This window comes from Rhizobium mayense, from assembly GCF_030272705.1.
Taxonomy (GTDB): Bacteria; Pseudomonadota; Alphaproteobacteria; order Rhizobiales; family Rhizobiaceae; genus Rhizobium; species Rhizobium mayense.
Map to the genome: position 1 here is coordinate 1 of NZ_JARFYM010000049.1, position 24,457 is coordinate 24,457.

The following is a 24,457-nucleotide window of genomic DNA, read 5'->3' on the forward strand; positions in this document are numbered from 1 at the left end:
GGACAAGATCCGCACCGACCCGATCATCCGCATGATGATTGTCGCCATCGCCTTCTACGGCATGTCGACCTTCGAGGGGCCGATGATGTCCGTGAAGACCGTCAACTCCCTCAGCCACTATACCGAGTGGACGATTGGCCATGTTCATTCCGGCGCCCTCGGCTGGGTCGGCATGATCACGTTCGGCGCCGTCTACCACCTGACGCCGACGCTTTGGGGCCGCGAGCGGCTCTACAGTCTGCGCATGGTCAACTGGCACTTCTGGCTCGCCACTCTCGGCATCGTCATCTACGCGGCAGCTCTCTGGGTCGCCGGCATCCAGCAGGGCCTGATGTGGCGCGAATATAACAGCCAGGGCTTCTTGGTTTATTCGTTCGCGGAAACGGTCGCGGCGATGTTTCCCTACTACCTGCTGCGCGCGGTCGGCGGCGGCCTTTACCTGGCCGGCGGCGTGGTCATGGCCTTCAATGTCGCGATGACGATCCGTGGTTACCAGCGTGACGAAGCCGCGATCCCAGGCGCATTCATCGCCAAGGCTGCGGAGTGAAATCAAACCGGATGTCTATAATCGCAAAACACCAGATTCTTGAGAAAAGTGCCACGCTGCTGCTCGTCGGATCGCTCCTGGTCGTCAGCATAGGCGGTATCGTCGAGATTGCACCGCTGTTTTATCTTCAGAACACGATCGAGAAGGTGGAAGGCATGCGGCCCTACACGCCACTCGAGCTCGCCGGGCGAAACATCTACATCCGCGAAGGATGCTATCTGTGCCACAGCCAGATGATCCGTCCCTTCCGCGACGAGGTTGAACGCTACGGCCACTACTCGCTCGCGGCTGAATCGATGTACGACCATCCGTTTCAATGGGGTTCGAAACGCACGGGACCGGACCTGGCACGTGTTGGCGAGCGCTATTCCAATGAATGGCACGTGCAGCATCTGTCCAATCCGCGCGCGGTCGTCCCGGAATCGATCATGCCGACCTATGCCTTCCTCAAGGACCGGGACGTCACGGTCAAGGACATCGGCATGGACCTGAAGGCCAATGAGGACGTCGGCGTGCCCTATACCGCCGACATGCTGGCAAACGCCGAGGCCGACATGCGCGCGCAGGCCGATCCGAACGCCAACACGACCGATCTGCTCGCGCGCTACCCGAAAGCAAAGGTGGGTGACTTCGATGGCGATCCCACAAGACTGACGGAAATGGATGCACTGGTCTCCTACCTCCAGATGCTCGGCACTCTGGTTGACTTTTCGACATACGACGATGCAACCGGTTATCGCTGAGGTGATCACATGGAGACCTATACTGCATTGCGTCACTTCGCCGACAGCTGGGGGCTATTGGCAATGGTGCTGTTCTTCACGGGAGCGATTGTCTTCGCCTTCCGGCCAGGCAGCAAACGGATCGTCGCTGACGCCGCTGACATACCTTTGAGGGAATGAACGAGATGTCGGAGAAGCATATAGACGAAATCAGCGGCGTCGAGACAACCGGTCATGAGTGGGATGGCATTCGCGAGCTGAATAATCCGATGCCCCGATGGTGGGTGTGGACGTTCTGCGCCACGATCCTGTGGGCTGTTGGCTACGCAATCGCCTATCTCCCCATACCCTCGTTCGGTGATGCCACCGAGAAAGTCCTTGGTTTTTCGAGCCGGGCCGAACTGCAGCAGGAACTGGACAGAGCCAAGCGTGAGCAGGCCCGATTCGATATTCTGATCGCCTCAAAATCCGTCGAAGAAATCGATGCCGATCCTAAATTGCGCGCGTTTGCGATCGCCGGTGGCGCGTCGGCGTTCAAGGTCAATTGCGCACCATGCCATGGCTCCGGTGCGACAGGCGGCCCGGGATTCCCTAATCTGAACGACGACGACTGGCTATGGGGCGGCAATCTTTCCGCCATTCAACAGACCATCGCTCACGGCATCCGCTTCGAGGCGGATGCCGAAACGCATGTATCCGAGATGCCGGCCTTCGGTGATGTACTCGAACGCACGCAAATCCGCCAGGTCGCTGCCTACGTTTGGGGATTGACGAACACGGCTTTCGATCCGGCTTGGGCCGAAGCCGGCAAGCAGGTTTTCCTCGAAAATTGCGCCGTCTGCCATGGCGAAGACGACAGGGGCAATCAGGAGATCGGGGCACCGAATCTCGCCGACGCGATCTGGCTCAAGGGGCGGGGGGAGGAGGCGATCATTCACCAAGTGAGCCTGCCGAAACACGGCGTCATGCCCGCGTGGTTGGCCCGCCTGGGTGGCCCCATCGTGAAGGAGCTGACGGTATTCGTCCATTCGTTGGGCGGCGGAAAATAGAAAGAAACAAAGAAAAACTCAGCATTATACAATCCTCTTCGCGTCCGACGCGCGACGTCGTCAGCATCGATCACAAACAAATTTCCATTTGAACATAGCCGTTGGGTTCTAGCGGTCAAAAGCCTATCTGCGAGATTGGAAATTTTGGCCACGTTTTGATTTCACGCAAAGATTGCAGGATCGCAAGCTGATATTATCCGGCGCTGGAGGACGTCCCTGCGGGCTTCTCCCCCGTAGTTCCTCCGAGCCACACCCCTCCCGGAGTGTGGCTCTCCTTTTGATTGAGCCGACGGCTCGCTCTTCTCTCCCAGCCTTGTGTCAAGAACGCTCGGCTCGTCCAATGTGAGATGAGGATCATCATCAGGGTGGCATGCGATGAACCTCAACACGGCTCCCAGCCCACGTGACGATCGCGCCGAACGGCCAAGTATCGACGACGCTTGCGCCCGGCGCAATCGCCAACCGCTTTATGCGCCGCGAAAGAAAGTGTTTCCGAAACGGGCGCACGGCCGGTTCAGACGGTTCAAATGGATCGTCCTTTTGATTACGCTCGGCATCTATTATCTTTCGCCCTGGATCCGCTGGGAGCGCGGGCCTTATGCTCCGGATCAGGCAATCCTTTTCGACCTTGGGTCCCGTCGCTTCTTCTTTTTTTCGATCGAGATATGGCCGCAAGAGTTTTACTATGTCGCAGGCCTGCTGGTGATGGCCGGCTTCGGCCTTTTTCTCCTGACCTCCGTCGTAGGCAGAGCCTGGTGCGGCTACGCCTGTCCCCAGACAGTATGGGTTGATCTTTTCCTCGTCGTCGAGCGGGCGATCGAAGGAGAGCGCAACGCGCGCAGGAAACTCGATGCGGCCCCTTGGACGTCGAAAAAGATTGCGAAGCGGATTGCCAAGCACTCCATATGGATGCTGATCGGCGCTCTTACCGGCGGCGCGTGGATCTTCTATTTCGCGGACGCGCCTTCTCTTGCATCCGCTTTAGTCCAAGGAGACGCGCCGGACGTTGCCTACGTCACCGTCGCGGTTCTCACCTTGATGACCTATGCCCTTGGCGGGCTGATGAGGGAGCAGGTCTGCATCTATATGTGCCCCTGGCCGCGTATACAGGCCTCCATGCTCGACGAAAACTCCCTTGTCGTCACCTATAACGACTGGCGCGGAGAGCCTCGCTCCCGGCCCGGCAAGAAGACGCAGGCAGCGGGCCGGGCAGTCGGCGATTGCGTGGACTGCAACGCTTGCGCCGCAGTCTGTCCGATGGGGATAGACATCCGCGACGGCCAGCAGATGGAGTGCATAACTTGCGCCTTATGCATCGACGCCTGCGATGGCGTGATGGATAAGGTCGGCAAGCCACGCGCTCTGATCTCGTATGCAACCCTGCGCGACTACACGGCAAATGCAGGTATTGCGACCAATAGCGGAAGGAGCCTGGCGCAGCCTAATCTCATCAGAAATGCTGACGGCAGCTTTGTTGAGGAGATCAAGCATTTCAACTGGCGGGTGATCTTCAGGCCGCGCGTCATTTTTTATGCAGCGATGTGGGCTTCGATCGGTGCGGCCATGCTCGCACATTTGGCGCTGCGCGAACGGCTGGAACTGAACGTGCTCCATGATCGGAATCCGCAATACGTCCTGGAATCGGACGGCTCGATCCGCAATGGGTATTCGCTTCGTGTGCTCAACATGGTGCCGATGCCGCGCAAGATCGAAATTCGGCTCGAGGGCCTGGATGGCGCGACGATGAAAATCCCGGAACTGTCGAAGGAAGGCGGACGCAGCTTCAGCGTCGAGGCACCTGCGGACCAGGTCACCACGTTCAAGGCGTACGTGACACAACACGCAAGGGCTGCGGCCGCCAGCGAATTCCTGTTTGTCGTAGAGGGCGAAAATCAAAAGGACAGGGCAACTTACCATGCCACCTTCAATACACCGGACATACGCAAATGAGAGCCGCAGCCCGCACGTTTACCGGCCGTCACATGCTGGTCGTCACGGCCGCGTTCTTCGCCGTGGTCATTGGAGTGAACGTTACGATGGCAATTCTTGCGTCTACGAAATGGAGCGGGCTCGTGGTTGAAAACACCTATGTCGCAAGCCAGGAATTCAACGGTAAGGCAGCGGCTATGCGCGCGATGGCCGCCGGCGGCATTTCCGGTAATCTGTCCGTCCGCAGCGACGTCATCCACTATGATATTTACAATCGCGACGGATCGCCGGCAACGGTCGATGACGTTACGCTGAAATTCAGGAGACCGGTCGGCGATCACGAGGATTTCCGACTGGATCTGGTGAAAGAGGATGAAGGCCATTTCCGGGCCGCGCATCACGTTCAGCCAGGCGACTGGATCGTGGAAATCATTTCCCGAAAGAAAGAGGTCACGGTGATGCACGAAGCCGTGCGCATCGATACGGCGGAGTTTGGGCAATGACTTGTCGCACCATGGACGCCGAAAGCACATTGGGACTATCGAGCTATCGTTCTTTCAGTGCTGAAGAGATCGCTCTTGCGAGCCATCCGTTGGGGGATGGATTGCGTCAACTTGACCTCAGCGTTCCCGATGCGCACTGTGGTGCCTGCATCTCGACGATCGAGCGGGCGTTGCAGAAACTTCCCTATGTAAAGCATGCCCGGGTCAACCTTACCGCCCGGCGAGTCACTTGCATCTATATCGAGCGATTGGGGGACGCGCCGGTCGATCCTAACGGTATTCTGTCCTCGATTATGGGCACAGGCCATCGCGTCCACCTCTTCACGTCCGCCTTGGCATCGAACCAGCCCGACAGCCTGCGCAATCAATTGCTGTTGGCTGTCGGCGTCTCCGGCATTGCAGCCGTAAACATCATGCTGCTGTCCGTATCTGTCTGGTCTGGCGCGAATGCGGCAACCCGTGACCTGTTCCATTGGATCTCCGCGATGATCGCTGCACCGGCGCTGATCTATGGCGGGCGCTTCTTTTTCCAATCTGCCTGGAATGCTCTGAAGCACGGGCGCACCAACATGGACGTGCCGATCTCGCTGGCCGTTACGCTTTCCTATGCGGTCTCACTGTCGGAGACGATCCACCACGGGGAGCACGCATGGTTCGACGCCTCCGTGTCGTTGCTGTTCTTCCTGCTTATCGGCCGCACGCTCGATTACATGATGCGGCAAAAGGCGCGGGCTGCCGTCAACAGCCTGGCGAGGCTTGCGCCACGCGGCGCGCCGGTAATAGCCGCCGACGGCAGCAAGCGCTACACCGCGATTGAGGATATCCGCATCGGTGATCGCGTCTTCATTGGCGCGGGCGAACGCATCCCTGTCGATGGCGTCGTGACCGCCGGCACGAGCGAGCTGGATCTCACCGTCGTCACGGGCGAAAGTACGCCAGTTGCCGTCGCGAACGGCGCGGAGGTGAGATCGGGCGCGATGAACCTCATGGCGTCATTGACCATTCGCGCGACGAAGACGGCGGAAAACTCGCTGCTTGCAGAAATAATAAACCTTATGGAGGCGGCAGAAGCGGGCAGGGCGCGCTATCGCAGGATCGCGGATCGTGCGGCAAGCCTTTACGCTCCGGCAGTTCATTTGCTTGCGCTGGTTTCCTTTCTTGCCTGGGGCTTCCTTGGCGGAGATTGGAAGCATGCCATGCTTGTCGCGGTCGCGGTGCTGATCATCACTTGTCCTTGCGCGCTTGGATTAGCGGTGCCAGTCGTCCAGGTCGTTGCCGCGGGCAGCCTGTTTCGCCGCGGCATCATCATCAAGGACGGGTCCGCTTTGGAGCGGCTCGCTGAAATCGATACCGTCGTGTTCGACAAGACCGGTACGTTGACGACGGGCCAGCCACGGCTCGTCGAGATGGTGGAGGTGGGGCCGGAGGAAAAGGCGATCGCGGCCGGTCTTGCAGAGCATTCCCGCCATCCGCTCTCCCTGGCGTTGCTGCGGAGTGCCGGTGGCAACGGGCAACGGTTCGACAGCGTTGTCGAGATTCCGGGCGCGGGCCTCGAGGTCGAAACCACCGCCGGCCTATATCGTCTCGGCAATACGGGGTTCGCTTGTTTGATCCCGCCGCGCGAAGAAAAAGAAGCCGATGGCTCGCTCTGCGAGGTCGTGCTGTCGAGGAATGGCATCGAAGTCGCCCGTTTCTACTTCGAAGACACGCTTCGCCCCGGGGCAGCCGAGGCTATTGGCGAACTTAGTCGCGCGGGATTGCAGACAATGATCCTGTCCGGCGACCGGCAAGCCGTGGTCGCGGCGACGGCACGAGCATTGCATATGGATCGGTGGATTGCCGAATCCAATCCGAAGCAGAAGGTGGAGGAGTGTGCCCGTTTGAGCGAGGCCGGCAACAGGGTCATGATGGTTGGCGACGGCATCAACGACGCGCCGGCGCTGGCGGCAGCACATGTGTCGATGGCGCCCGCGACCGCTTCCGACATCGGCCGGCAGGCTGCGGACCTCGTATTCCTTAACGACCGGCTCGACGCGGTTCCCGAAGCAATCTCACTTGCGCGAACAGCAACTACCTTGATCCGACAGAACTTCGCACTTGCCATCGGTTATAACTTGCTCGCTGTTCCCATCGCCATCGCGGGCCATGCCACGCCGCTTGTCGCAGCCATCGCAATGTCCTGCTCTTCGCTGATAGTCGTGACGAATACATTGCGCCTGAATGGGTGGCGAGTTCGGTTGGTATGCGAGGCTCGTGCTGCCGATCCCGCCCCGCAGAAGGAGGTCTCCATTTCATGAGCGTGCTGATCTATTTGATCCCGCTTGCTTTGTTCATGGGTGCGCTTGGCATTGGAGCATTTCTGTGGTCGCTTGAGAGCGGGCAGTATGACGATTTGGAAGGCGCTTCCTGGCGCATTCTAGGGAATGAGGGTGATGCACCCGATGAGGAGCAATAAAACGAGAATAGCGAGCACTGTTGACAAGGAATAAAATTGCCTTGGTTTCGCAAGTGCCGGGAATCACCGACGGTCCCGCTCGAACAGCCTGCTTCCGCAATGACCAGCCGAAACCGGGTTGATGTTGCCCGCGGCTTTCCGATCGCCTGGGAATAGTCGATCTCGTCTCATGCCAAACACGAAACTATACCGTCAAGCCGCAGCAAAAGGGCTTTCCCGCCGTCCTTGCTACTGTTGCGCCAAATTCGCCGCAGCAAGCACCTTTTCACGTGTCTTATTGTTGCGAAACTGCCACAGGAGGAGCGGGTTTGTCCGCGATAAACAGACTAATCTCCTTTAGTTGAGCCGCCTCAAATCATGGCGAGCCAGCCGATGCTACTGCTCCTCGACTGAACGAATTTCGGATCGAAGGAGACAAGGATGACTTCCAACGACATCGCACGTGCCATCGTCGCTGCCGCAGCATTGGTTGCCGTTAGCACTGCAGAAGCTGCCGATCTGCCGACACCACAAGCTAAGGCTCCCATCCGCGCGGTGGCGAACCGTAGCCCATGGCAGATGCGGCTGCGGGCGCTTGGTGTTGTCACCACCGATTCTGGACGCGTCGACGGATTGCCGGGTTCGGATCTTTCCTTCTCGGACACGATCATACCAGAATTCGATATCTCGTATTTCTTCACCGAGAATATCGCTGCGGAACTCATCCTCGGTACCACTTACGCCAAGGTCCATGGCGGCGGCTCGATTTCAGCGCTTGGCGAGATTGGCAAGACCTGGCTGCTACCGCCAACGCTCACGTTACAATACCATTTCACCGAGCTTGGCGCTTTTCGGCCTTATGTCGGCGCCGGCGTCAACTACACGGTCTTCTACAACCAGTCAGGAAAAACTGCGCGCAGCCTCGATGTCAAAAACACATTCGGTGTCGCCCTGCAGGCTGGCTTCGACTATATGATCGACGACCATTGGGGCATGAACTTCGACGCGAAAAAAATATTCCTGAGGCCTGATTTCGATGCCAATGTCGGTGGCGCTGGCGTCAGTGGCAAGGCTAAGCTCGATCCATGGCTGCTCGGCGCCGGCGTGACCTATCGTTTCTAGTCGATGAAGCTTCTGGGCGACCAGCAACCCCTTTTGCGATAGAAGAAGCGCTTGCGATATGGTCAAGAACGACATTGCAAGCAGCAGCTTCTACCACGCCTCCCGAAAGGTTCGTCAAATGGAGAGCATGCAGGACCAATCAACGCAGATCGCTGCCGGCTTGACAGCTTCATCTGGCAAGCATTAGCATCTTCCCATTCACCAGGGGGGTCCCGGCAAGGGGCTGAGATACTGCTGAACAATACGGCTTTGCCGATTGTGGGCGCAGTGACCCGTTGAACCTGATCCAGTTCATACTGGCGTAGGGACGGTGCAAGCGCTCGAAGGCTTCGGATTCCCACGTGGATTCCATGCCGGCGTCTTTCCATCATTCCGGCTGATTGACTGGGTCTCCAACTGCAACTTGGAGCCTCAAACCATGACCATTGCCGCAAAGAACCTCACCCCGACCGTCACCAGCGGCCCGCTGCCGGCGTCGCGGAAGATCTACATTCCGGGAGACATTCACACCGACATCCGCGTACCGATGCGCAAGATCAGCGTCCATCCGACCTCGGGCGAGCCGCCTGTCGTCGTCTATGATTCCTCCGGCCCCTATACCGTCGAGGGAGCAGATATTCGCATCGAACAGGGCCTGTCGCAACTGCGCCGCGATTGGGTGCTCGGCCGCGGCGATGTCGAGGCCTATGAAGGCCGGCATGTGCGTCCCGAAGACAACGGCTTTGTGACTGGCGAGCGGCTGACACCGGAATTTCCGGCCAAGCGCCAGCCGCTGCGGGCCAGAGACGGCAAGGCGGTCACCCAGCTCGCCTATGCACGCGCCGGCATCATCACGCCGGAAATGGAATTCATCGCCATCCGCGAAAATCTCGGCCGCAAGGCGAAGGCTGAAGCCCTGATTCGCGATGGCGAGAGCTTCGGCGCCCATATTCCGGATCATGTAACCCCGGAATTCGTCCGCCAGGAGGTCGCAGCCGGCCGGGCGATCATCCCGGCCAACATCAATCACGCCGAAAGCGAGCCGATGATCATCGGCCGGAATTTTTTGGTGAAGATCAACGCCAATGTCGGCAATTCCGCCGTCACCTCCTCCATGGCCGAGGAAGTCGAGAAAATGGTCTGGGCGGCTCGCTGGGGCGCCGACACCGTTATGGACCTATCGACCGGCCGCAACATCCACAACATCCGCGAATGGATCATCCGCAACTCGCCGCTGCCGATCGGCACCGTGCCGCTTTATCAGGCGCTTGAAAAGGTCGGCGGCATTGCCGAGGAGCTGACCTGGGAGGTCTATCGCGACACGCTGATCGAGCAGGCCGAACAGGGCGTCGACTATTTCACGATCCATGCTGGCGTACGACTGCATTACATCCCGCTGACCGTCAATCGCGTGACCGGCATCGTCTCGCGCGGCGGTTCGATCATGGCCAAATGGTGCCTGCATCACCACAGGGAGAGCTTCCTTTACGAGCATTTCGAGGAGATCTGCGACATCTGCCGGGCCTATGACGTCTCCTTCTCACTCGGCGACGGCCTGCGACCCGGCTCGATCGCCGATGCCAACGACGCCGCGCAGTTTGCCGAACTCGAGACGCTGGGCGAACTGACGAAGATCGCTTGGGCCAGGGATTGCCAGGTGATGATCGAAGGGCCCGGCCATGTACCGATGCACAAGATCAAGGAAAACATGGACAAGCAGCTCGCCGTCTGTGGCGAGGCGCCCTTCTACACGCTCGGACCGCTGACGACCGATATCGCGCCGGGCTACGATCACATTACCTCCGGTATCGGCGCGGCGATGATCGGCTGGTTCGGCACGGCCATGCTCTGCTACGTCACCCCGAAGGAGCACCTCGGCCTCCCGGACCGCAACGACGTCAAGACGGGCGTGATCACCTACAAGATAGCGGCGCATGCGGCAGATCTCGCTAAGGGGCATCCGGCCGCCCGTATCCGCGACGATGCATTGTCGCGCGCCCGCTTCGAATTCCGGTGGGAGGACCAGTTCAACCTGTCGCTCGACCCCGATACCGCCCGCAGCTTCCATGACGAAACCCTACCGAAGGAAGCCCACAAGGTTGCGCATTTCTGCTCGATGTGCGGCCCGAAATTCTGCTCCATGCGGATTTCGCACGACATCCGCGCCGAGGCGCAGAAGGAAGGACTGGAAGCGATGGCGGCGAAATACCGGGAGGGCGGCGACCTCTACATACCGATCGATGAAACCGCACATCCGGCCGAGTGACATGCGTATCCTCGTCAAAGGAGCCGGTGTCGCCGGCCTCACGGTGGCTCACGAACTGCATGCTCGCGGTGCTGAGGTCACAATCGTAGATCCCAGCCAGAATTTCGACCGGGCAGCCTCCTGGCTCGCCGGCGGCATGCTGGCGCCATGGTGCGAACGGGAAAGCGCCGAGGAGGCCGTCCTCGAACGCGGTCGGGATTCCGCCGACCGATGGGAGGCGATTTTACCGGGCAAGGTCGTTCGCAACGGAACGCTTGTCGTCGCGCCGAACCGGGATCAAAGCGAGCTGAAGCGATTCGCTGGCCGCACGACGGGTTATCGTTGGGTAGACGAAGACGAAATCCCCGTCCTCGAGCCTTGGCTTGCCGTTCGCTTCCGGCAAGGCTTGTTCTTTCCGCAGGAAGCCCATCTGGACGCGCGCGAGGCGTTATGTTCTCTGAAAGCGGATTTGTTGGCGAAGGGCGTGACCTTCGTCAATGAAATCGCGGATGACGGCGAGTTCCCTGACATCGTCGATTGCACCGGGGCCGCTCGCATCGGTAAAAGCCGGGAGTTGCGAGGTGTGCGGGGCGAGATGCTCTATCTGCAGACGGAGGAGGTCGCCCTTGCGCGACCTGTCCGCCTGCTGCATCCGCGTTTTCCGGTCTATATCGTGCCGCGCGGCAAGGGCTTGTTCTTGGTCGGCGCGACAATGATCGAAACGGACTTCCAAGGGCAGATCACCGCCCGCTCGCTGATGGAGCTGCTGAACGCCGCCTACGCGTTGCATCCCGCTTTCGCCGATGCCGCCATCGTCGAAACCGGCACCGGCATACGCCCGGCCTTTCCAGACAACCTTCCCCGCGTAATGCGGGAGGGCAATGTCATCTTCCTCAATGGTTTTTATCGCCACGGTTTTTTACTGGCACCGACCATGGCGGCTGAAGCCGCGGACATGGTCTTTTCCGGGCCAACGAAGCAAAGGAGCCGCTGATGCGCCTGATCATAAACGGTGAACTCGAGACGATTGCCGCAACCACACTTTCGCAGCTTCTGGCCGCGCTCGCCTATGAGGGCGAATGGCTGGCGACCGCCGTCAACGGTGAACTCGTTCATCGCGAGGATCGCGACGATCATCTTCTGAACGACAATGACAGGATCGAAATCCTGACCCCGATGCAGGGAGGCTGACCCATGCTTGATCTCTATGGAACCCAGGTGGGGTCGCGCCTTCTTCTCGGCACGGCGCGTTATCCCTCACCGGCCGTCCTGGCCGAGGCGGTCAAGCAATCCGAGACGGAGATCGTCACTGTGTCGTTGCGCCGGGAAACAGCCGGCGGGCGCAATGGCGGCGCATTTTTCGACATGATCCGGGCGCTCGGCGTCCGCGTTCTTCCCAACACGGCCGGCTGCCATGGCGTATCCGAGGCCGTGCTGACGGCCAAGATGGCGCGCGAGGTGTTTCAGACCAATTGGATCAAGCTGGAGGTGATCGGCAATCACGATACGCTGCAGCCGGATGTCTTCGCGCTGGTGGAAGCGGCGCGAGTTCTCGTTAGTGAAGGTTTCGAGGTCTTTCCCTATACGACCGACGATCTGGTGGTGGCCGAGCGGCTGCTGGAGGCGGGATGCAAGGTGTTGATGCCCTGGTGCGCGCCGATCGGCACCGCGGCGGGGCCGCTCAATCTTTCCGCCCTTCGATCCATGCGCGCGCATTTTCCAGATGTGCCGCTGATCGTCGACGCGGGCATCGGTCGCCCGTCACATGCAACGACGGTGATGGAGCTGGGTTTCGATGCGGTCCTTCTCAACACCGCGGTCGCCGGCGCGGTTGATCCCGCCACCATGGCGGAAGCCTTCGCCAAGGCCATTGAGGCCGGCCGACAGGCATTCGGCGCCGGCATGCTGGAGCCGCGCGACATGGCGGTTCCGTCGACACCCATTATCGGAAAGGCGGTTTTCGCGTGAAGCTCGATCCCTTCTACCTGATCGTCGATAGTGCCGCCTGGATCGAAAGGCTGGTGCCGCTGGGTGTCAAACTGGTGCAACTGCGCATCAAGGAACGAACGCTACCGGATATACGCATAGACATCCGGCGGGCAAAAGCAGTCTGCGCGACGCATAGATGCCAGCTGATCGTCAACGACTATTGGCAGCTCGCGATCGAGGAAGGCTGCGATTTCGTCCATCTCGGCCAGGAGGATCTGGCGGCGGCCGATCTTGCCGCCATCCGCGAGGCCGGCTTGAAGCTCGGACTTTCGACGCATGACGAGGCGGAGTTAGCGGCAGCGCTTGCGGTGCGCCCGGACTATATCGCGCTCGGTCCGATCTATCCCACCATTCTCAAGGCCATGGCCTGGGCGCCGCAGGGGCTCGACCGGATCCGCGACTGGAAGAGCCGCATCGGCCCCCTGCCGCTTGTCGCCATTGGCGGGCTGACCGTGGAGCGCATTGCCGGCGTGTTTGAAAATGGGGCCGATAGTGCAGCAGTCGTGACCGATATTGTCTTGAGCGAGAATCCGGAACAGAAAACCAGGCAATGGATCGCAACAACCAAGACCTTGAGGTATCCGTGAACGTCATCCGGCGTTTGTGGCCGCAGCGTCGGGACACAGCCCCCACACCTAAAGCGAAGAATTTCGAACCAGCAATTACAAAAATGGACGCTCCGGCAAATTCCCGGATGCATGGCTAACGACACACCCCGCCTAACCTTTTAGAAAAGAAGCATAATAGCGATGCCGTTAAGACAGAGGTGCAGGACAAATCTGCAATAAGTCATACCTTCAGGGGGACGTCTCAATGACACCTATCCGACCGACAACAATAAAGATCAGCGCCCCTCAGCACGCCGCGAATGACCCCTATCGCGTTGTCGAGCGCGAGGAGGTACTGACCGGGGCATTTCGAGAGTTCGTGCTAACGGCTGTTGCCGCCGGTTGGAAGGAATCCGAGGTCGCTTTGACCTTGGCAGATATCGCAGAAGACTATGTGATGGCTCTCGCTCGAAGAGTTGCGGCAAATTAGTTTTCGGTTCCATCCGCGTTCGTTGGTGCCAGCGCAAGATGGCTGCCAACAACTCTTCGTCCGGCCCCGGCAAGCCGCTTTGAAAACCAAGCGGCTTGCCGGCGGTATAACTGACACGTCGAAGCCGCTCCCGTCCCCTTTCCCCGGTATGATTCCGGCAGTGCAGAGAAGAACTTTAAGCCGTCTTGCTGTAGTTCCGCGCCGATTGCAGCAGGTACGAATCGAAAGCGGCAGCAACGGCGCGGATCAGGAATCGCCCTTCTTCCCGCAAACGAATGACGCCGCCCGTGTTTTCAAGAACTCCGTCGGCCTCTAGCATGGCAAGCCTGACATTACCGTCGAGAAGTGCGCCGGACTCCAAGCCCTTTACAGCAGCCAACGCCGGGACGTCGACTTGGAAGTCGCACATCAGGCGCTCGATGACGCTTGCCCGCAGTCGATCCTCGGCCGACGAGCGGTAGCCTTTCGTTATGGCCAAACGCCCGGATACAATCCGCTTCGCATAGCGACCGGGGTGTATCTCATTCTGAACGTAGCCACCTGCCATGCGGCCAATCGCCGACGCACCGAACCCGATGAGCGTTTCACATGCGTCGGTCGTATAGCCCTGAAAGTTGCGGTGCAGTTGTCCGTTTGCCTGCGCAATCGCCAGACTGTCGCCTGGCCGAGCGAAATGGTCGATCCCAATGCGGCGATAGCCGGCTGCAAGAAGGTTTTCCGCGATTGCCTCTGCCTGGGCAATGCGGCTTTCCGCGTCGGCGAGCGCGACTTCGTCGATCAGTCGCTGATGCTTTTTGAAGGAAGGTACGTGCGCATAGCCGAAGACTGCGAAACGGTCAGGACACATCTCGATTGCGGCCTTGGTCGTCTCGATGCAGGATTTGACCGTCTGGTGTGGCAGGCCATACACAAGATCGAAATTGATGCTATCGACGCCCGCCCGACGCAGGTGAGAAACCGCCTGCATCGTCTGTTCAATGTTTTGGATACGGTTGATCGCCTTCTGCACCACTGGATCGAAGGTCTGCACCCCGACGCTTGCTCGGTGTATCCCCGCTTCTCCGAGAACCGTCGCCATCTCTTGATCTAGCGTCCTCGGATCGATTTCCAACGCGATTTGGGTGGAATCGGTGAAACTGAAATGCTCATGCAGAAGCTCAATCAGCCCTAGCAATTTTTTCGGCCCCATGATTGTTGGCGTTCCCCCACCGAAATGTAGGTGGTCGATATTGATCGGCGCTTTCGTCCTTGCAGATACAAGGCATATCTCCTCGCGCAGCATTTGCAGATAGTCGACGATCGGCCGGTCGCCGCGCGTGATCGTCGTGTGACAGCCGCAGTACCAGCACATCGACCGACAAAACGGTATGTGCACGTAAAGCGATGCCGCCTTCTCCAGCGGGACGGCGGTAAGCCAGTCGCCATAGGTGCTGTCATCAACATCGGGTGTGAAGCACGGCGATGTCGGGTAGCTAGTGTAGCGGGGCAGGCGCTCCTCGCCATATTTTACAATAAGAGCCGATTGCATTCGAAATCCTTCTACAGAGAGCGGTTGGGAATGCGTGGCATCTTAGGCACGCGCTTTGCATAGCTCTTTGATCGACAACAAAAAGTGTTTCGGACTTCTCTTGATTTATGTTCTGCGGTCGTACGCCGACCCACATGCGAATGATGATGGGAGCCGCGGTTAGTCAATGAAGATCGTTCGGCTCAATCTTGCTCTGACAGTCGAGAGGCTCGGCATGGCGACAGCACCTAATCCTCTGGTGGATGGCGGAGTGCGTTCACAAAGCGTTGGTAGGACCACGCGAATCGGTAAGATGTTCGTCAGGTGGCGAGGCAAACCGATCGCCGGCTATATTATCGTGGCGGCACCGTTAGGCGTTCTCGCACTGAGATTGGCCCTATCGCAGTTCATCAGCGACAACCTAACTCTGTTGTCGTTTACTCCCGCTATTCTGATCGTCGCAATGGTCGGCGGCTTGAAACCGATTGTTCTTTCCGCGGGCGCGTCGCTTGCCTCGGCTGTGTTTGTTCAGCGACTGCACGATGCCGCCGATCCGACTGTTGTCGAATTGGTTTTCTTCGGCGCATCGGTGCTGCTGATTGCTTGCCTGGGAGAGGCGCTGCAGGCGACGAGACACGCCATCGTCAAGTTTGAGACTGTCGTCACAGCCCGCGATGCGCATCTGAGATCGATATTGGACACAGTGCCCGACGCTGCGGTGGTCAGTACCAGCGATGGCACGATTGTTTCCTTCAACACCGCCGCCATCCGGCAGTTCGGGTATGCAGAACAGGAAGTCATCGGCGAGAACCTGCGAATATTAATGCCCGAACCTCATCGAGGCGACCACGACGGCTACATGCAACGGTACCTTAAAACCGGCGAGAAGCGCATCATCGGCATCGATCGCGTCGTCGTTGGGCGAAGAAATGATGGATCGACCTTTCCCTTGAAGCTCACCGTGGGCGAGATGGAATCGGGCGGTGAACGGTTTTTCACCGGCTTCATAAGAGATCTGACGGAGCGAGAAGAATCTGCCGCCCGCCTCGAAAGCATCCAGGCGGAATTGGCGAGATTGGCCCGTTTGGGCGAAATGGGCGAAATGGCATCTATCCTTGCGCACGAGCTGAACCAGCCTCTGTCGGCGATCGCAAATTACGCTTGTGGATGCACGAGGCTCTTGCGCGACAGGAACAACACCGTCGCAACGGAGATGAGAGATGCTCTACAGGAGATCGCAAGTCAGTCCCTTCGGGCGGGACAGATCATCAAACATCTCAGGGAGCTTATCACGAAAGGTGATACGGAAAGGGCACCCGAAGACATTCGCAAAGTGGTGAAGGAAGCAGGCGCGCTGGCGCTTGTCGGTTGCCGCGAAAACGGCATCAGGACTGTATTCGAATACGTGCCCGGCGCTGAGATGGTGATGGTCGATCGTGTTCAGGTCGAGCAGGTCCTCATCAATTTGATGCGAAACGCCATAGAGGCAATGCGCCACGTCGAGCATCGCGAGCTCACTATCCGCACGATGCCAACCGAAGCGGGCGAAGTCGCCGTCATCGTGGAAGACACCGGCGGAGGCATTCCGGAAGAAATTGCCGCGGAGCTCTTCAAGCCGTTCGTCACGACCAAGGCGAGTGGGATGGGGATCGGCCTTTCGATCTCGAAACGTATTGTCGAAGCCCATGGAGGTGAAATGACAGTCTCAAAAAACGCTGCTGGTGGAGCCACCTTCCAGTTCACGCTTCCCACCTATGTGGAAGGAAAAACGGATGAAACCAACTGACTTTACGATTCATATCGTCGACGATGAGGAGCCGATGCGCAAATCGTTCGTCTTCATACTGGCCATGAACGGCTATGCCGTTAAGGCGCATCAATCGGCCATCTCGTTTCTTTCCTTCGCCCCGCACGTCCACAGGGGAATTCTTATCACTGACCTCAGGATGCCCGAGATGTCAGGTCTTGATCTCATCCGCCAACTTGGCGTGAAAAAGATCCCCATTCCTTCCATCGTGGTCACCGGACATGGCGATGTGCCGGTGGCGGTCGAAGCCATGAAAGCGGGTGCACTCGACTTCATAGAGAAACCTTTCGAGGACAGCGTAATAATAGAGGCGATCGAACGAGCCTCAGAGCGTTTGCGCGGCCCTGATGCTAATGTCGACGAGATCGCCTCCATTCAAGCACGCGTCCGAACCCTGAGCAAAAGGGAGCGCCAGGTGCTCTTTGCTGTGGTGGCCGGCTGTCCGAACAAATCGATCGCACATGACCTGGACATTAGCCGTCGTACGGTGGACGTTCATCGCGCCAGCGTGATGTCGAAAATGAAAGCAAAAAACCTTCCGCATCTTGTCCGCATGGCTCTCGCTGTCGACTTCGAGCCGTCTTCGCGGCCTTGATCTCGCCGTACGCGGCATTCTAGCGCAAGCCCTTAATGCAAAACGGAATGACAATGCTTGATCTCCGGGGAACCGTTGGGATCTCCGGTGATCCTGCCCTTGGCCCGTGCGCTTAAAGTTGAAGGATTATTCACCTAGGTCCTGCGATGTCTCGGACCGAGAAACTCCTCGAAAAAAGCGCGTCATGCGACCGGACGTCAGCATGAGATCGAGCCAGTCGCGCGGAATTTCTGCAGAAACTGCGGTGACATGCCATCTGCTTATCGATTGAGCGCCCGCAGTGGCGGCCAGGCTGCCCTGGTCCTTCCGACCAAATCGATCTCAGGACGGTTGTGAGCGGCCGCTTCCAATGACGAACAGGTCTTAAAGCGGATATGGATAAAGTGGCAATGAGACCGTCCAGCGTTGCGACTAAGTAATTTTTCTTAGTGATGAAACCGAATTTATTACCGTGATAAGAACCGGCAAGCTCCCCCGGACGATGGGGGATATGAGATGCATGCCAATGTTAAGCCCGCAGTACCGAGTTGCGCGATGCCCGCGAAAATCGTCAGGGCGCAAATACCGAGAGCACACTCGATCGTGACGTGTCAGCGTGGCGAACAGATATACGCAGAAGGCGACGCCACGGATAAGTGTTTTCAGGTTTCTGCTGGAGCTGTTCGGGTATCCCGCGTCTTCGCGAACGGAGGTCGCCAGGTCGTTTCCTTCCATCTTGCGGGGGAAATGTTCGGCTTCGAAGCTGGCCCTCAGCATCGGTTTTTTGCCGAAGCCATCGCCGAGACAAGAATGGCGGTGTTTGAGCGAGGCCCTGTCCAGCAGCATTTGCCGGAACTTCTGGCGCTTGCGGTAGACGGCATGGAGCGTGCTCAGGAACACCTGGTGGTTATCGGACGGCAGTCTGCCATTGAGCGGGTCGCTTTATTTTTGACAGATCTCTCCAACCGCTTGGGAGGCACTCGGCAGCTAACACTCGCCATGTCGCGGCAGGATATTGCCGACTATCTCGCCCTGACAATCGAGACGGTTTCGCGCGCCATAACCGAATTGAGGGAGCGTAGCGTCATCGCCCTGCGACATGCGAGGATAGTCTACATTATGAACCCCGATGCTCTTCGTTCGCTCTGTGGAGATGCCGCCTCGCCATCTGAGCCTGCACGAGCCGGTTGATCAGTGCAATGCAGCCACGTTGCAGGTCGCAGCAGCAGGTGGTTGTCTTCCATCCTGTGTGCCACCATTCGTCTTGGACATGGTTCGGCGGACGCGCATCAGCTGATTTCATTCTCGGATGCGTTCACCTGGATCATGTTGCCGGGCTATGTGCCAAAAACGACGGCACCTCCGGTCAGGCCGGCTCCTGCGGCCGTCAGTAGCAGCTTTTCCCCCGAAACGAACGGCTTGGCTCGATGCGATACTGACAGGGAGAGCGCGATCGTCGCGGCGGAAGAATTTCCATAGGTTTCGATCGTCCGCACAGTTTTTCCCGGATCGATCCCAAGCCTGCCGGTAACGGCGTCGAAAATGCGGGCGTTGGCCTGATGCGGCACGAAGCGGTCGATCGTTGCCGCATCCAGATGGGCGGCGGCGAGCGCGCGGGCGCCGCTGGTCGCCATCATGTCCACCGCTTGCGTGAACATTTCGCGACCGTCGCGCATCGTCATCAGGAAATCCTCCACCGCCATACCCGGTGCGAACGGCCTGTTGCTGCCGCCGGCCGGAATGGAAATCAGATCATAACGGCTTCCGTCTGAGGCAAGGTCCACGCCTAGAATGCCCCTCTCCGTATCGCTTGATGGCGCCAATACGACAGCGCCGGCGGCATCCGCGAAGAGAACGGCGCTCGCCCGTTCGGCCGGATTGATCCGCCGGCTAAGAATATTGGCCGCGACGACCAAGACCGGCCGTCCCTGCGTGCGGACAAAGCCGTCGGCAAGCGTCAACGCGTAGAGGAAGCCGGAACATGCACCGGCAAGATCGATCGCACCGCTATTTTGAAGGCCAAGGCGATGCGCCAGCAGCGGGGCAGAGGGTGGCAGCAGATGATCGGGCGTCGATGTGGCGAGCAGGGTCAGCGCGATGTCGTCACGCGCCATGCCGCAGTCGCAAAGGGCAGCCTCAGCGGCCTTTGCCGCAAGTCCGCTGAGCGTCTCCGCATCGTCAACCCAGTGGCGCGCGCGGATACCGGTCCGGCGCTCGATCCAGCCGGGCTCCAGGCCGAGCCGCGCTTCAATCTCGGCATTATCGACGCGCCGATCGGGTACGGCGTGGCCGACGCCCGCCAGAGAAGATGACCGCGCGCCCCTCATAGCCGCCCAGCCGCAAGAAGGCCCGCTGCCTCGTCAATCGCGTCACACGACCGGCCAAGGTCATCGGCGGTAATGCAGTAAGGCGGCATCAGATAGATGACGTTACCCAGCGGACGGATCAGCAGCCTTCGCTTACGGAAGAAGGCCCGAAGGCGAGGCCCGACCTCCGAGAGGTAACCGCCTTCCGGCACGACGAGATCAAGCGCGACGATCGTGCCGATCTGACGAATATTGTCAAACCGCGGATCGCCTTCAAAGCGGGAGAGCCCCTCGCTTTGGCGCTCTGCGAGCTTTGCGACGCGCTCACCCACAGGTTCAGTCTTCCAAATCTTCAGGTTGGCCACCGCCGCCGCGCAGGCGATAGGGTTGGCGGTATAGGAACTGGAATGGAAGAAAGTCTTGCGCCGGTCCGACGAGAGGTGCGCATCGAATATCTCGCGGCTGCAGATCGTTGCCGCCAGCGGCAGCGCGCCGCCCGTCAAGCCCTTGGATGTGCAGAGTATATCAGGGGTTACATGCGCCTGCTCGCAGGCAAACAGACTGCCCGTCCGGCCCCAGCCAGTCATCACTTCGTCGGCGATCATCAGAGCGCCGTATCGCTCGGCGATTCGCTTCAGCTCGGTGAGCAGGGAGGCTCGATAGATTTTCATCCCGCCCGCTCCGAGAATGAGCGGTTCGATGAGAAGCGCCGCCACCTCGCCTGACCGGCAAGCATCTTCGAACGCATCGAGCGTGGCCTGCTCCTCGCCGATCGTCGGAAAGGGCAGCCTGTCGACTTCGAAAAGCAGCGGCTCGTAAGCGGCGTTGAACACACCACGCTCTCCGACCGACATCGTGCCGATCGTGTCGCCGTGATAGCTGTGCTCCATCACCACGATGCGGCTGCGCGGCTTTTGCGTGTTATGGAAAAAGCCGAGCGCCATCTTCAGCGCCACCTCGACCGCGGTGGAGCCGCTGTCGGAATAGAAGACGTGCTTGAGCCCAGCAGGCGCGACCTCGATCAAGCCTCTGGCCAGCTCTTCGGCCGGTTCATGGGTATATTCGGCGAAGATGACCTGGTCGTAGGTTTCGCAGGCGCGCCGGATCGCATCCATGATCACCGGATGACGGTGGCCGTGGGTAATCACCCACCAGGAGGAGATGGCGTCGAGAATGGCCGCGCCATCTTCGTCCACAAGATAGGCACCTTCGGTTTTTGCGATACGCTTCATCACGGGTTCGAGCGCGTGCTGCGTAAAGGGATGCCATACGGGCGAAGACGTCATGCCGGCTCCTTGCGGAAGAGATCTATGTCGAAATTTTCGCTAAAGGCCTGCCGCAGAAGCTCCGGTGTGAGCGCATCGAGCTTTGGAAGTCGTCCGAGTAAACGGACCTGCCCCAGCTTTGCGATGATGCTTTCCGTATCCGCTTGTTGAACGCCGATAAAGGCGACGCCGAAAACTGGAATGGACCGGGCGCGCAGCGCCTCCAGCGATAGTAATGTGTGATTGATGGTTCCGAGGCCCGTGCGGGCGCAAAGGACGACAGGTATTTGCCAGCGGGCAAAGACGTCTGCGAAGATGATCTCTTCGGTGAGCGGCACCAGCAATCCACCTGCGCCTTCGATGATCAGCGGCGCATCGGTGCAGGGCGGAATAAGGGCTTCGACCTCTATCCGGACGCCGTCGATCCTGGCCGCAAGATGCGGCGAAGCCGGCGTCCGCAGCCGATAGGCTTCCGGCATAATGCGCTCCGACGGTATCCGACCAAGCTGCTGCACCGTCTCGCTGTCCGTTTCGCCTTCGAGGCCGGATTGCACCGGCTTCCAATAGGAAGCGCCGAGCGCATCCGTCAGGGCTGCCGAGAAAACGGTCTTGCCGATGCCCGTGTCGGTGCCGGTGACCACAAACCTCAGCGTCACGGTTTTTCCTCCGCGATAACGGCGGCGAGCTGCGCGAACATGTGCGATATCGTCGTCCTGTCGACGTTCAACGTGATGGCAATTCTGAGCCTTGCCGTGCCTTCGGGTACTGTCGGCGGCCGGATCGCGCGGATGTCGAAGCCTTTGTCACGCATGCGCGCTGCGATCCTCAAGCACAGGGCGTTGTCGCCGATCGGAACCGGCAGGATCTGCGAGCCGCTACCGTCGGCGCCAAGGGCGGCAGCAAGTTCTGCGTTGGCGAATGTCTGCAACGCGTCCAGAGAAGCCTGGCGTTCGGGCTCGTCGGCGAGAACCCTCAACGCCTGGCGCACGCCCGCAGCCATGAGCGGCGATGGCGCGGTCGAGTAGATGAAGCCGCGTGCCCGGTTGATGAGATAGTCGCATAGCACCGCGCTACCGCCGACCAGCGCGCCGCTACTACCAAGCGCCTTGCCGCAGGTGTGGAGGACGACGATGTTGTCGCGGCTCTCCAGGCTGTGGGCGAATCCGCGCCCACCGCGACCGAAAACGCCCGTCGCATGGGCCTCGTCAATCACCAGAAAGCCGTCATGCCGATCGGCCAGTTCGGCGAGCTCGGTCAGAGGAGCCCGATCGCCATCCATCGAATAGAGGCTTTCGACGGCAATCCACGGATGGCCGGCGCCGCCAGCAGTCCGCCATTTTTGAATGGCCTCGGCAAAGCCCTGGACGTCATTGTGCGGCACAGAGACCGATGGTGCCTTGCTTGCCGAGATGCCTTCATGCGCGCTCGCATGTACCAGTACGTCATGAACAATCAGGTCATCCCGCTGCGGCAGGGTCGAAAAGAGCGCGACGTTGGCGGCATAGCCGCTTCCAAAATAGAGACAGCGTTCCACGCCGAAATAAGCGGCGGCCTCGGCTTCGAGCGCCTCATGCTCCGGATGGTTGCCGCGCAGCAACCGCGAGCCGCCGGCACCAACCGGCACGCCCCGTTCGATCGCTGCGGCGATGGCAGCCTTGAGGCGCGGAGAATTGGCGAGCGCCAGATAGTCGTTCGAGGTGAAGTCGACGCCCCCTTGCGGCAGGAGGGCCCGATACCGCCCCTTGCGTTCAAGCCCGTTCAATGTCCGGCCATACCGCGCGAGTCCCGCGCCTGTCATGCACTCGGCTCCAGTTCCATGGGCTTCAAGCCAAGGCGGCGGAAAAGGCCGGTGTCGCGGTCCTCCCCCGGATTGTCGGCGGTCAGCAACGTATCGCCGACGAAGATGGAATTGGCGCCGGCGAAGAAACAGAGCGCCTGCGTCTCGTCGCTCATATCAGTCCGACCAGCCGACAGGCGCACATGGGATTGCGGCATCAGAATTCGCGCAAGCGCAATGGTGCGGATGAACTCGATGGGATCGATCGGCGCGGCATCGGCGAGCTTCGACCCAGGGATCGGAATGAGCATGTTGATGGGCACGCTTTCCGGCGGCGAGGGCAGGTTGGCGAGCGTCACCAGCATGGAGATGCGGTCGTCAGCCGTTTCCCCCATGCCAAGGATACCGCCGGCGCAGACCTTGATCCCGGCGTCGCGTACGTTCGAAAGCGTTTCCAGTCGATCGGCGAAGGTGCGGGTGGTGATGATCTCGCTGTAGAAGCGTTCGGAAGTATCGATATTGTGGTTGTAATAGTCGAGGCCTGCAGCCGCGAGTTCGGCGCTCTGCCCTGTCGACAGCATGCCAAGCGTCATGCAGGTCTCCATGCCGAGCGCCTTGACGCCGCGAACCATCGCAACGATCGCCTCCATGTCGCGTTCCTTCGGGCTGCGCCAGGCAGCGCCCATGCAGTAACGCGTTGCACCGCCCTCTTTTGCCTTGGCCGCCTCGGCGACAACCCGCTCGACCTCCATGAGCTTCGACGCTTTAAGCCCCGTTGGATAGTGTGCTGATTGGCTGCAGTAGCCGCAGTCCTCGGCGCAGCCACCGGTCTTGATCGAAAGAAGCCGGCTCATCTGCACGGCGTTGGGATTGAAGTTCGCCCGATGCACGCTCTGCGCGCGGAACAGTAGGTCGTTGAATGGAGAATTATAGATTTTTTCTGCTTCGGAATGACCTAATCGTAGGGCTTTGCGCCCATCCTTTGTTCGCAGCTGAGCCATCAAGCATCTCCGTCTCGTTGCAGAATCATTATCGATAAAATCCGAATTTATCTATAATCCTGTGAGCCTGCCAGGCAAGGGGCTCATATGGCGGTGACCGCCGAAGGTTCAATAGGTGAGGCGGACGGTCGCGGCGGCGGATCCGAGACAGAAGTTCCTCGAAGGTCTATTCGTCGGCCTTTAAATTAGGCTGCTCGATCCGGGGTTGGAGCGACTGGAGCGACAACAAGCTGCGCAAACGCCGATGCCGGCGCAAAGGAGCTTTCGCGGGGTCAGTTTGCGAAGAGTGCTCTGTCTCGGTCATTCGTCCGCGGTGGCTTCACAAAGTCGCGCGGTTTCAACTGGAAAGTGAGCGCACCAGCCAAGCCTTCCTGCAGATCTTTGATCAGTGTCAAAATCTTGCTTTTCCAATTAACCAAATGGGATATAAACAAACACGAAAATGGATCGCACGTTCGGGTCGGCCGTTGACGTGGGATCGTATGATGACCGCGAACAACTATCTTGAGCCGCTTCGAGGCATGTCGCCAATTTCGACCGTATTTCAAGGCAATAGTGATCATGAGGACGCGGTCGCGATGAAGAACTTTTGCTCCTTTTCAAATCCGACCGCCGATATTGCGCCCCAGATTTGAGTGCGTCGGCCAGGCGTTTACTGAAGCA

Annotated in this window: 25 protein-coding genes and 1 riboswitch; of the genes, 19 read left to right on the forward strand and 6 right to left on the reverse strand. The window is 59.3% G+C overall.

Annotated elements, in window-relative coordinates; all coding sequences use genetic code 11:
* From PY649_RS31880 to PY649_RS31950, 15 genes are all read left to right on the forward strand, one after another.
* A partial coding sequence (locus PY649_RS31880; RefSeq protein WP_285872914.1) for a cbb3-type cytochrome c oxidase subunit I occupies nucleotides 1-547 on the forward strand: 547 nt, incomplete at its 5' end.
* Nucleotides 548-558: 11 nt separating this feature from the next.
* Nucleotides 559-1,290 (forward strand): cytochrome-c oxidase, cbb3-type subunit II, encoded by a 732-nt coding sequence (ccoO, locus tag PY649_RS31885; RefSeq protein ID WP_120708903.1) that lies wholly within the window; start codon nucleotides 559-561, stop codon nucleotides 1,288-1,290.
* 9 nt (nucleotides 1,291-1,299) lie between these two features.
* Nucleotides 1,300-1,449 (forward strand): cbb3-type cytochrome c oxidase subunit 3, encoded by a 150-nt coding sequence (locus PY649_RS31890; protein WP_285872915.1) that lies wholly within the window; start codon nucleotides 1,300-1,302, stop codon nucleotides 1,447-1,449.
* A gap of 5 nt (nucleotides 1,450-1,454) precedes the next feature.
* Complete coding sequence (gene ccoP / locus PY649_RS31895) at nucleotides 1,455-2,318, forward strand: cytochrome-c oxidase, cbb3-type subunit III (RefSeq protein ID WP_285872916.1); 864 nt, start codon at nucleotides 1,455-1,457, stop codon at nucleotides 2,316-2,318.
* A 375-nt stretch (nucleotides 2,319-2,693) separates the two neighbouring features.
* On the forward strand, nucleotides 2,694-4,268 hold the full coding sequence (gene ccoG / locus PY649_RS31900; protein WP_285872917.1) for a cytochrome c oxidase accessory protein CcoG: 1,575 nt from the start codon (nucleotides 2,694-2,696) through the stop codon (nucleotides 4,266-4,268).
* Nucleotides 4,265-4,750, forward strand: a complete 486-nt coding sequence (locus PY649_RS31905) for a FixH family protein (RefSeq protein ID WP_285872918.1) — start codon at nucleotides 4,265-4,267, stop codon at nucleotides 4,748-4,750. The genes ccoG and PY649_RS31905 overlap by 4 nt, the downstream gene beginning before the upstream one ends.
* Nucleotides 4,747-7,047, forward strand: a complete 2,301-nt coding sequence (locus PY649_RS31910; RefSeq protein ID WP_285872919.1) for a cation-translocating P-type ATPase — start codon at nucleotides 4,747-4,749, stop codon at nucleotides 7,045-7,047. The genes PY649_RS31905 and PY649_RS31910 overlap by 4 nt, the downstream gene beginning before the upstream one ends.
* Entirely contained in the window at nucleotides 7,044-7,205 is a 162-nt protein-coding gene (gene ccoS / locus PY649_RS31915; RefSeq protein ID WP_120708908.1) for a cbb3-type cytochrome oxidase assembly protein CcoS, read from the forward strand. Before PY649_RS31910 ends, ccoS begins: the two co-directional genes overlap by 4 nt.
* Nucleotides 7,206-7,625: 420 nt before the next feature.
* The gene (locus PY649_RS31920) at nucleotides 7,626-8,306 is read left to right on the forward strand and encodes an OmpW/AlkL family protein (RefSeq protein WP_120708909.1); all 681 of its coding nucleotides are present in this window, start codon (nucleotides 7,626-7,628) and stop codon (nucleotides 8,304-8,306) included.
* A gap of 193 nt (nucleotides 8,307-8,499) precedes the next feature.
* Nucleotides 8,500-8,632: riboswitch (TPP riboswitch) on the forward strand.
* Nucleotides 8,633-8,724: 92 nt separating this feature from the next.
* Nucleotides 8,725-10,551, forward strand: a complete 1,827-nt coding sequence (gene thiC / locus PY649_RS31925; protein ID WP_285872920.1) for a phosphomethylpyrimidine synthase ThiC — start codon at nucleotides 8,725-8,727, stop codon at nucleotides 10,549-10,551.
* Nucleotide 10,552: 1 nt separating this feature from the next.
* A complete protein-coding gene (thiO, locus tag PY649_RS31930) occupies nucleotides 10,553-11,524 on the forward strand; it encodes a glycine oxidase ThiO (protein WP_285872921.1) in 972 nt (323 codons plus the stop codon).
* A complete protein-coding gene (gene thiS / locus PY649_RS31935; RefSeq protein ID WP_285872922.1) occupies nucleotides 11,524-11,721 on the forward strand; it encodes a sulfur carrier protein ThiS in 198 nt (65 codons plus the stop codon). Before thiO ends, thiS begins: the two co-directional genes overlap by 1 nt.
* A 3-nt stretch (nucleotides 11,722-11,724) precedes the next feature.
* Complete coding sequence (locus tag PY649_RS31940; RefSeq protein WP_285872923.1) at nucleotides 11,725-12,498, forward strand: thiazole synthase; 774 nt, start codon at nucleotides 11,725-11,727, stop codon at nucleotides 12,496-12,498.
* Nucleotides 12,495-13,106 carry a thiamine phosphate synthase gene (locus tag PY649_RS31945; protein WP_285872924.1) on the forward strand — a complete coding sequence of 204 codons (612 nt, stop codon included), beginning with the start codon at nucleotides 12,495-12,497 and terminating at the stop codon, nucleotides 13,104-13,106. The genes PY649_RS31940 and PY649_RS31945 overlap by 4 nt, the downstream gene beginning before the upstream one ends.
* Nucleotides 13,107-13,332: 226 nt before the next feature.
* Nucleotides 13,333-13,557 carry a hypothetical protein gene (locus tag PY649_RS31950; RefSeq protein WP_285872925.1) on the forward strand — a complete coding sequence of 75 codons (225 nt, stop codon included), beginning with the start codon at nucleotides 13,333-13,335 and terminating at the stop codon, nucleotides 13,555-13,557.
* Nucleotides 13,558-13,732: 175 nt separating this feature from the next.
* Here PY649_RS31950 and hemN read toward each other — a convergent pair whose 3' ends face one another.
* Nucleotides 13,733-15,085, reverse strand: a complete 1,353-nt coding sequence (hemN, locus tag PY649_RS31955; RefSeq protein ID WP_285872927.1) for an oxygen-independent coproporphyrinogen III oxidase — start codon at nucleotides 15,083-15,085, stop codon at nucleotides 13,733-13,735.
* A 214-nt stretch (nucleotides 15,086-15,299) separates the two neighbouring features.
* Here hemN and fixL point away from each other — a divergent pair, with 214 nt between their 5' ends.
* The 3 genes from fixL (at nucleotide 15,300) to PY649_RS31970 (ending at nucleotide 18,636) form a co-directional block, all read left to right on the forward strand.
* Complete coding sequence (gene fixL, locus PY649_RS31960) at nucleotides 15,300-16,850, forward strand: oxygen sensor histidine kinase FixL (protein WP_432761447.1); 1,551 nt, start codon at nucleotides 15,300-15,302, stop codon at nucleotides 16,848-16,850.
* A complete protein-coding gene (fixJ, locus tag PY649_RS31965; RefSeq protein ID WP_120708917.1) occupies nucleotides 16,837-17,466 on the forward strand; it encodes a response regulator FixJ in 630 nt (209 codons plus the stop codon). The genes fixL and fixJ overlap by 14 nt, the downstream gene beginning before the upstream one ends.
* 495 nt (nucleotides 17,467-17,961) lie before the next feature.
* Entirely contained in the window at nucleotides 17,962-18,636 is a 675-nt protein-coding gene (locus PY649_RS31970; protein WP_432761446.1) for a helix-turn-helix domain-containing protein, read from the forward strand.
* Between the two features lie 146 nt (nucleotides 18,637-18,782).
* Here the strand turns inward: PY649_RS31970 and PY649_RS31975 are convergent, their stop codons facing one another.
* The 5 genes from PY649_RS31975 to bioB are packed head-to-tail and all read right to left on the reverse strand — an operon-like array spanning nucleotide 18,783 to nucleotide 23,794.
* Nucleotides 18,783-19,772, reverse strand: coding sequence for a beta-ketoacyl-ACP synthase III (locus tag PY649_RS31975; protein ID WP_285872928.1), 990 nt, complete (start codon nucleotides 19,770-19,772; stop codon nucleotides 18,783-18,785).
* Nucleotides 19,769-21,037, reverse strand: a complete 1,269-nt coding sequence (locus tag PY649_RS31980; protein WP_285872930.1) for an adenosylmethionine--8-amino-7-oxononanoate transaminase — start codon at nucleotides 21,035-21,037, stop codon at nucleotides 19,769-19,771. The genes PY649_RS31975 and PY649_RS31980 overlap by 4 nt, the downstream gene beginning before the upstream one ends.
* Complete coding sequence (gene bioD / locus PY649_RS31985) at nucleotides 21,034-21,672, reverse strand: dethiobiotin synthase (protein WP_285872931.1); 639 nt, start codon at nucleotides 21,670-21,672, stop codon at nucleotides 21,034-21,036. The genes PY649_RS31980 and bioD overlap by 4 nt, the downstream gene beginning before the upstream one ends.
* Nucleotides 21,669-22,814 (reverse strand): 8-amino-7-oxononanoate synthase, encoded by a 1,146-nt coding sequence (locus PY649_RS31990; RefSeq protein ID WP_285872933.1) that lies wholly within the window; start codon nucleotides 22,812-22,814, stop codon nucleotides 21,669-21,671. Before PY649_RS31990 ends, bioD begins: the two co-directional genes overlap by 4 nt.
* On the reverse strand, nucleotides 22,811-23,794 hold the full coding sequence (gene bioB / locus PY649_RS31995) for a biotin synthase BioB (RefSeq protein ID WP_285872935.1): 984 nt from the start codon (nucleotides 23,792-23,794) through the stop codon (nucleotides 22,811-22,813). Before bioB ends, PY649_RS31990 begins: the two co-directional genes overlap by 4 nt.
* 485 nt (nucleotides 23,795-24,279) lie before the next feature.
* Here bioB and PY649_RS32000 point away from each other — a divergent pair, with 485 nt between their 5' ends.
* Nucleotides 24,280-24,429: a hypothetical protein gene (locus PY649_RS32000; RefSeq protein WP_285872936.1), complete on the forward strand. Its 150-nt coding sequence runs from the start codon at nucleotides 24,280-24,282 to the stop codon at nucleotides 24,427-24,429.
* The last annotated feature ends 28 nt before the right edge of the window (nucleotides 24,430-24,457 follow it).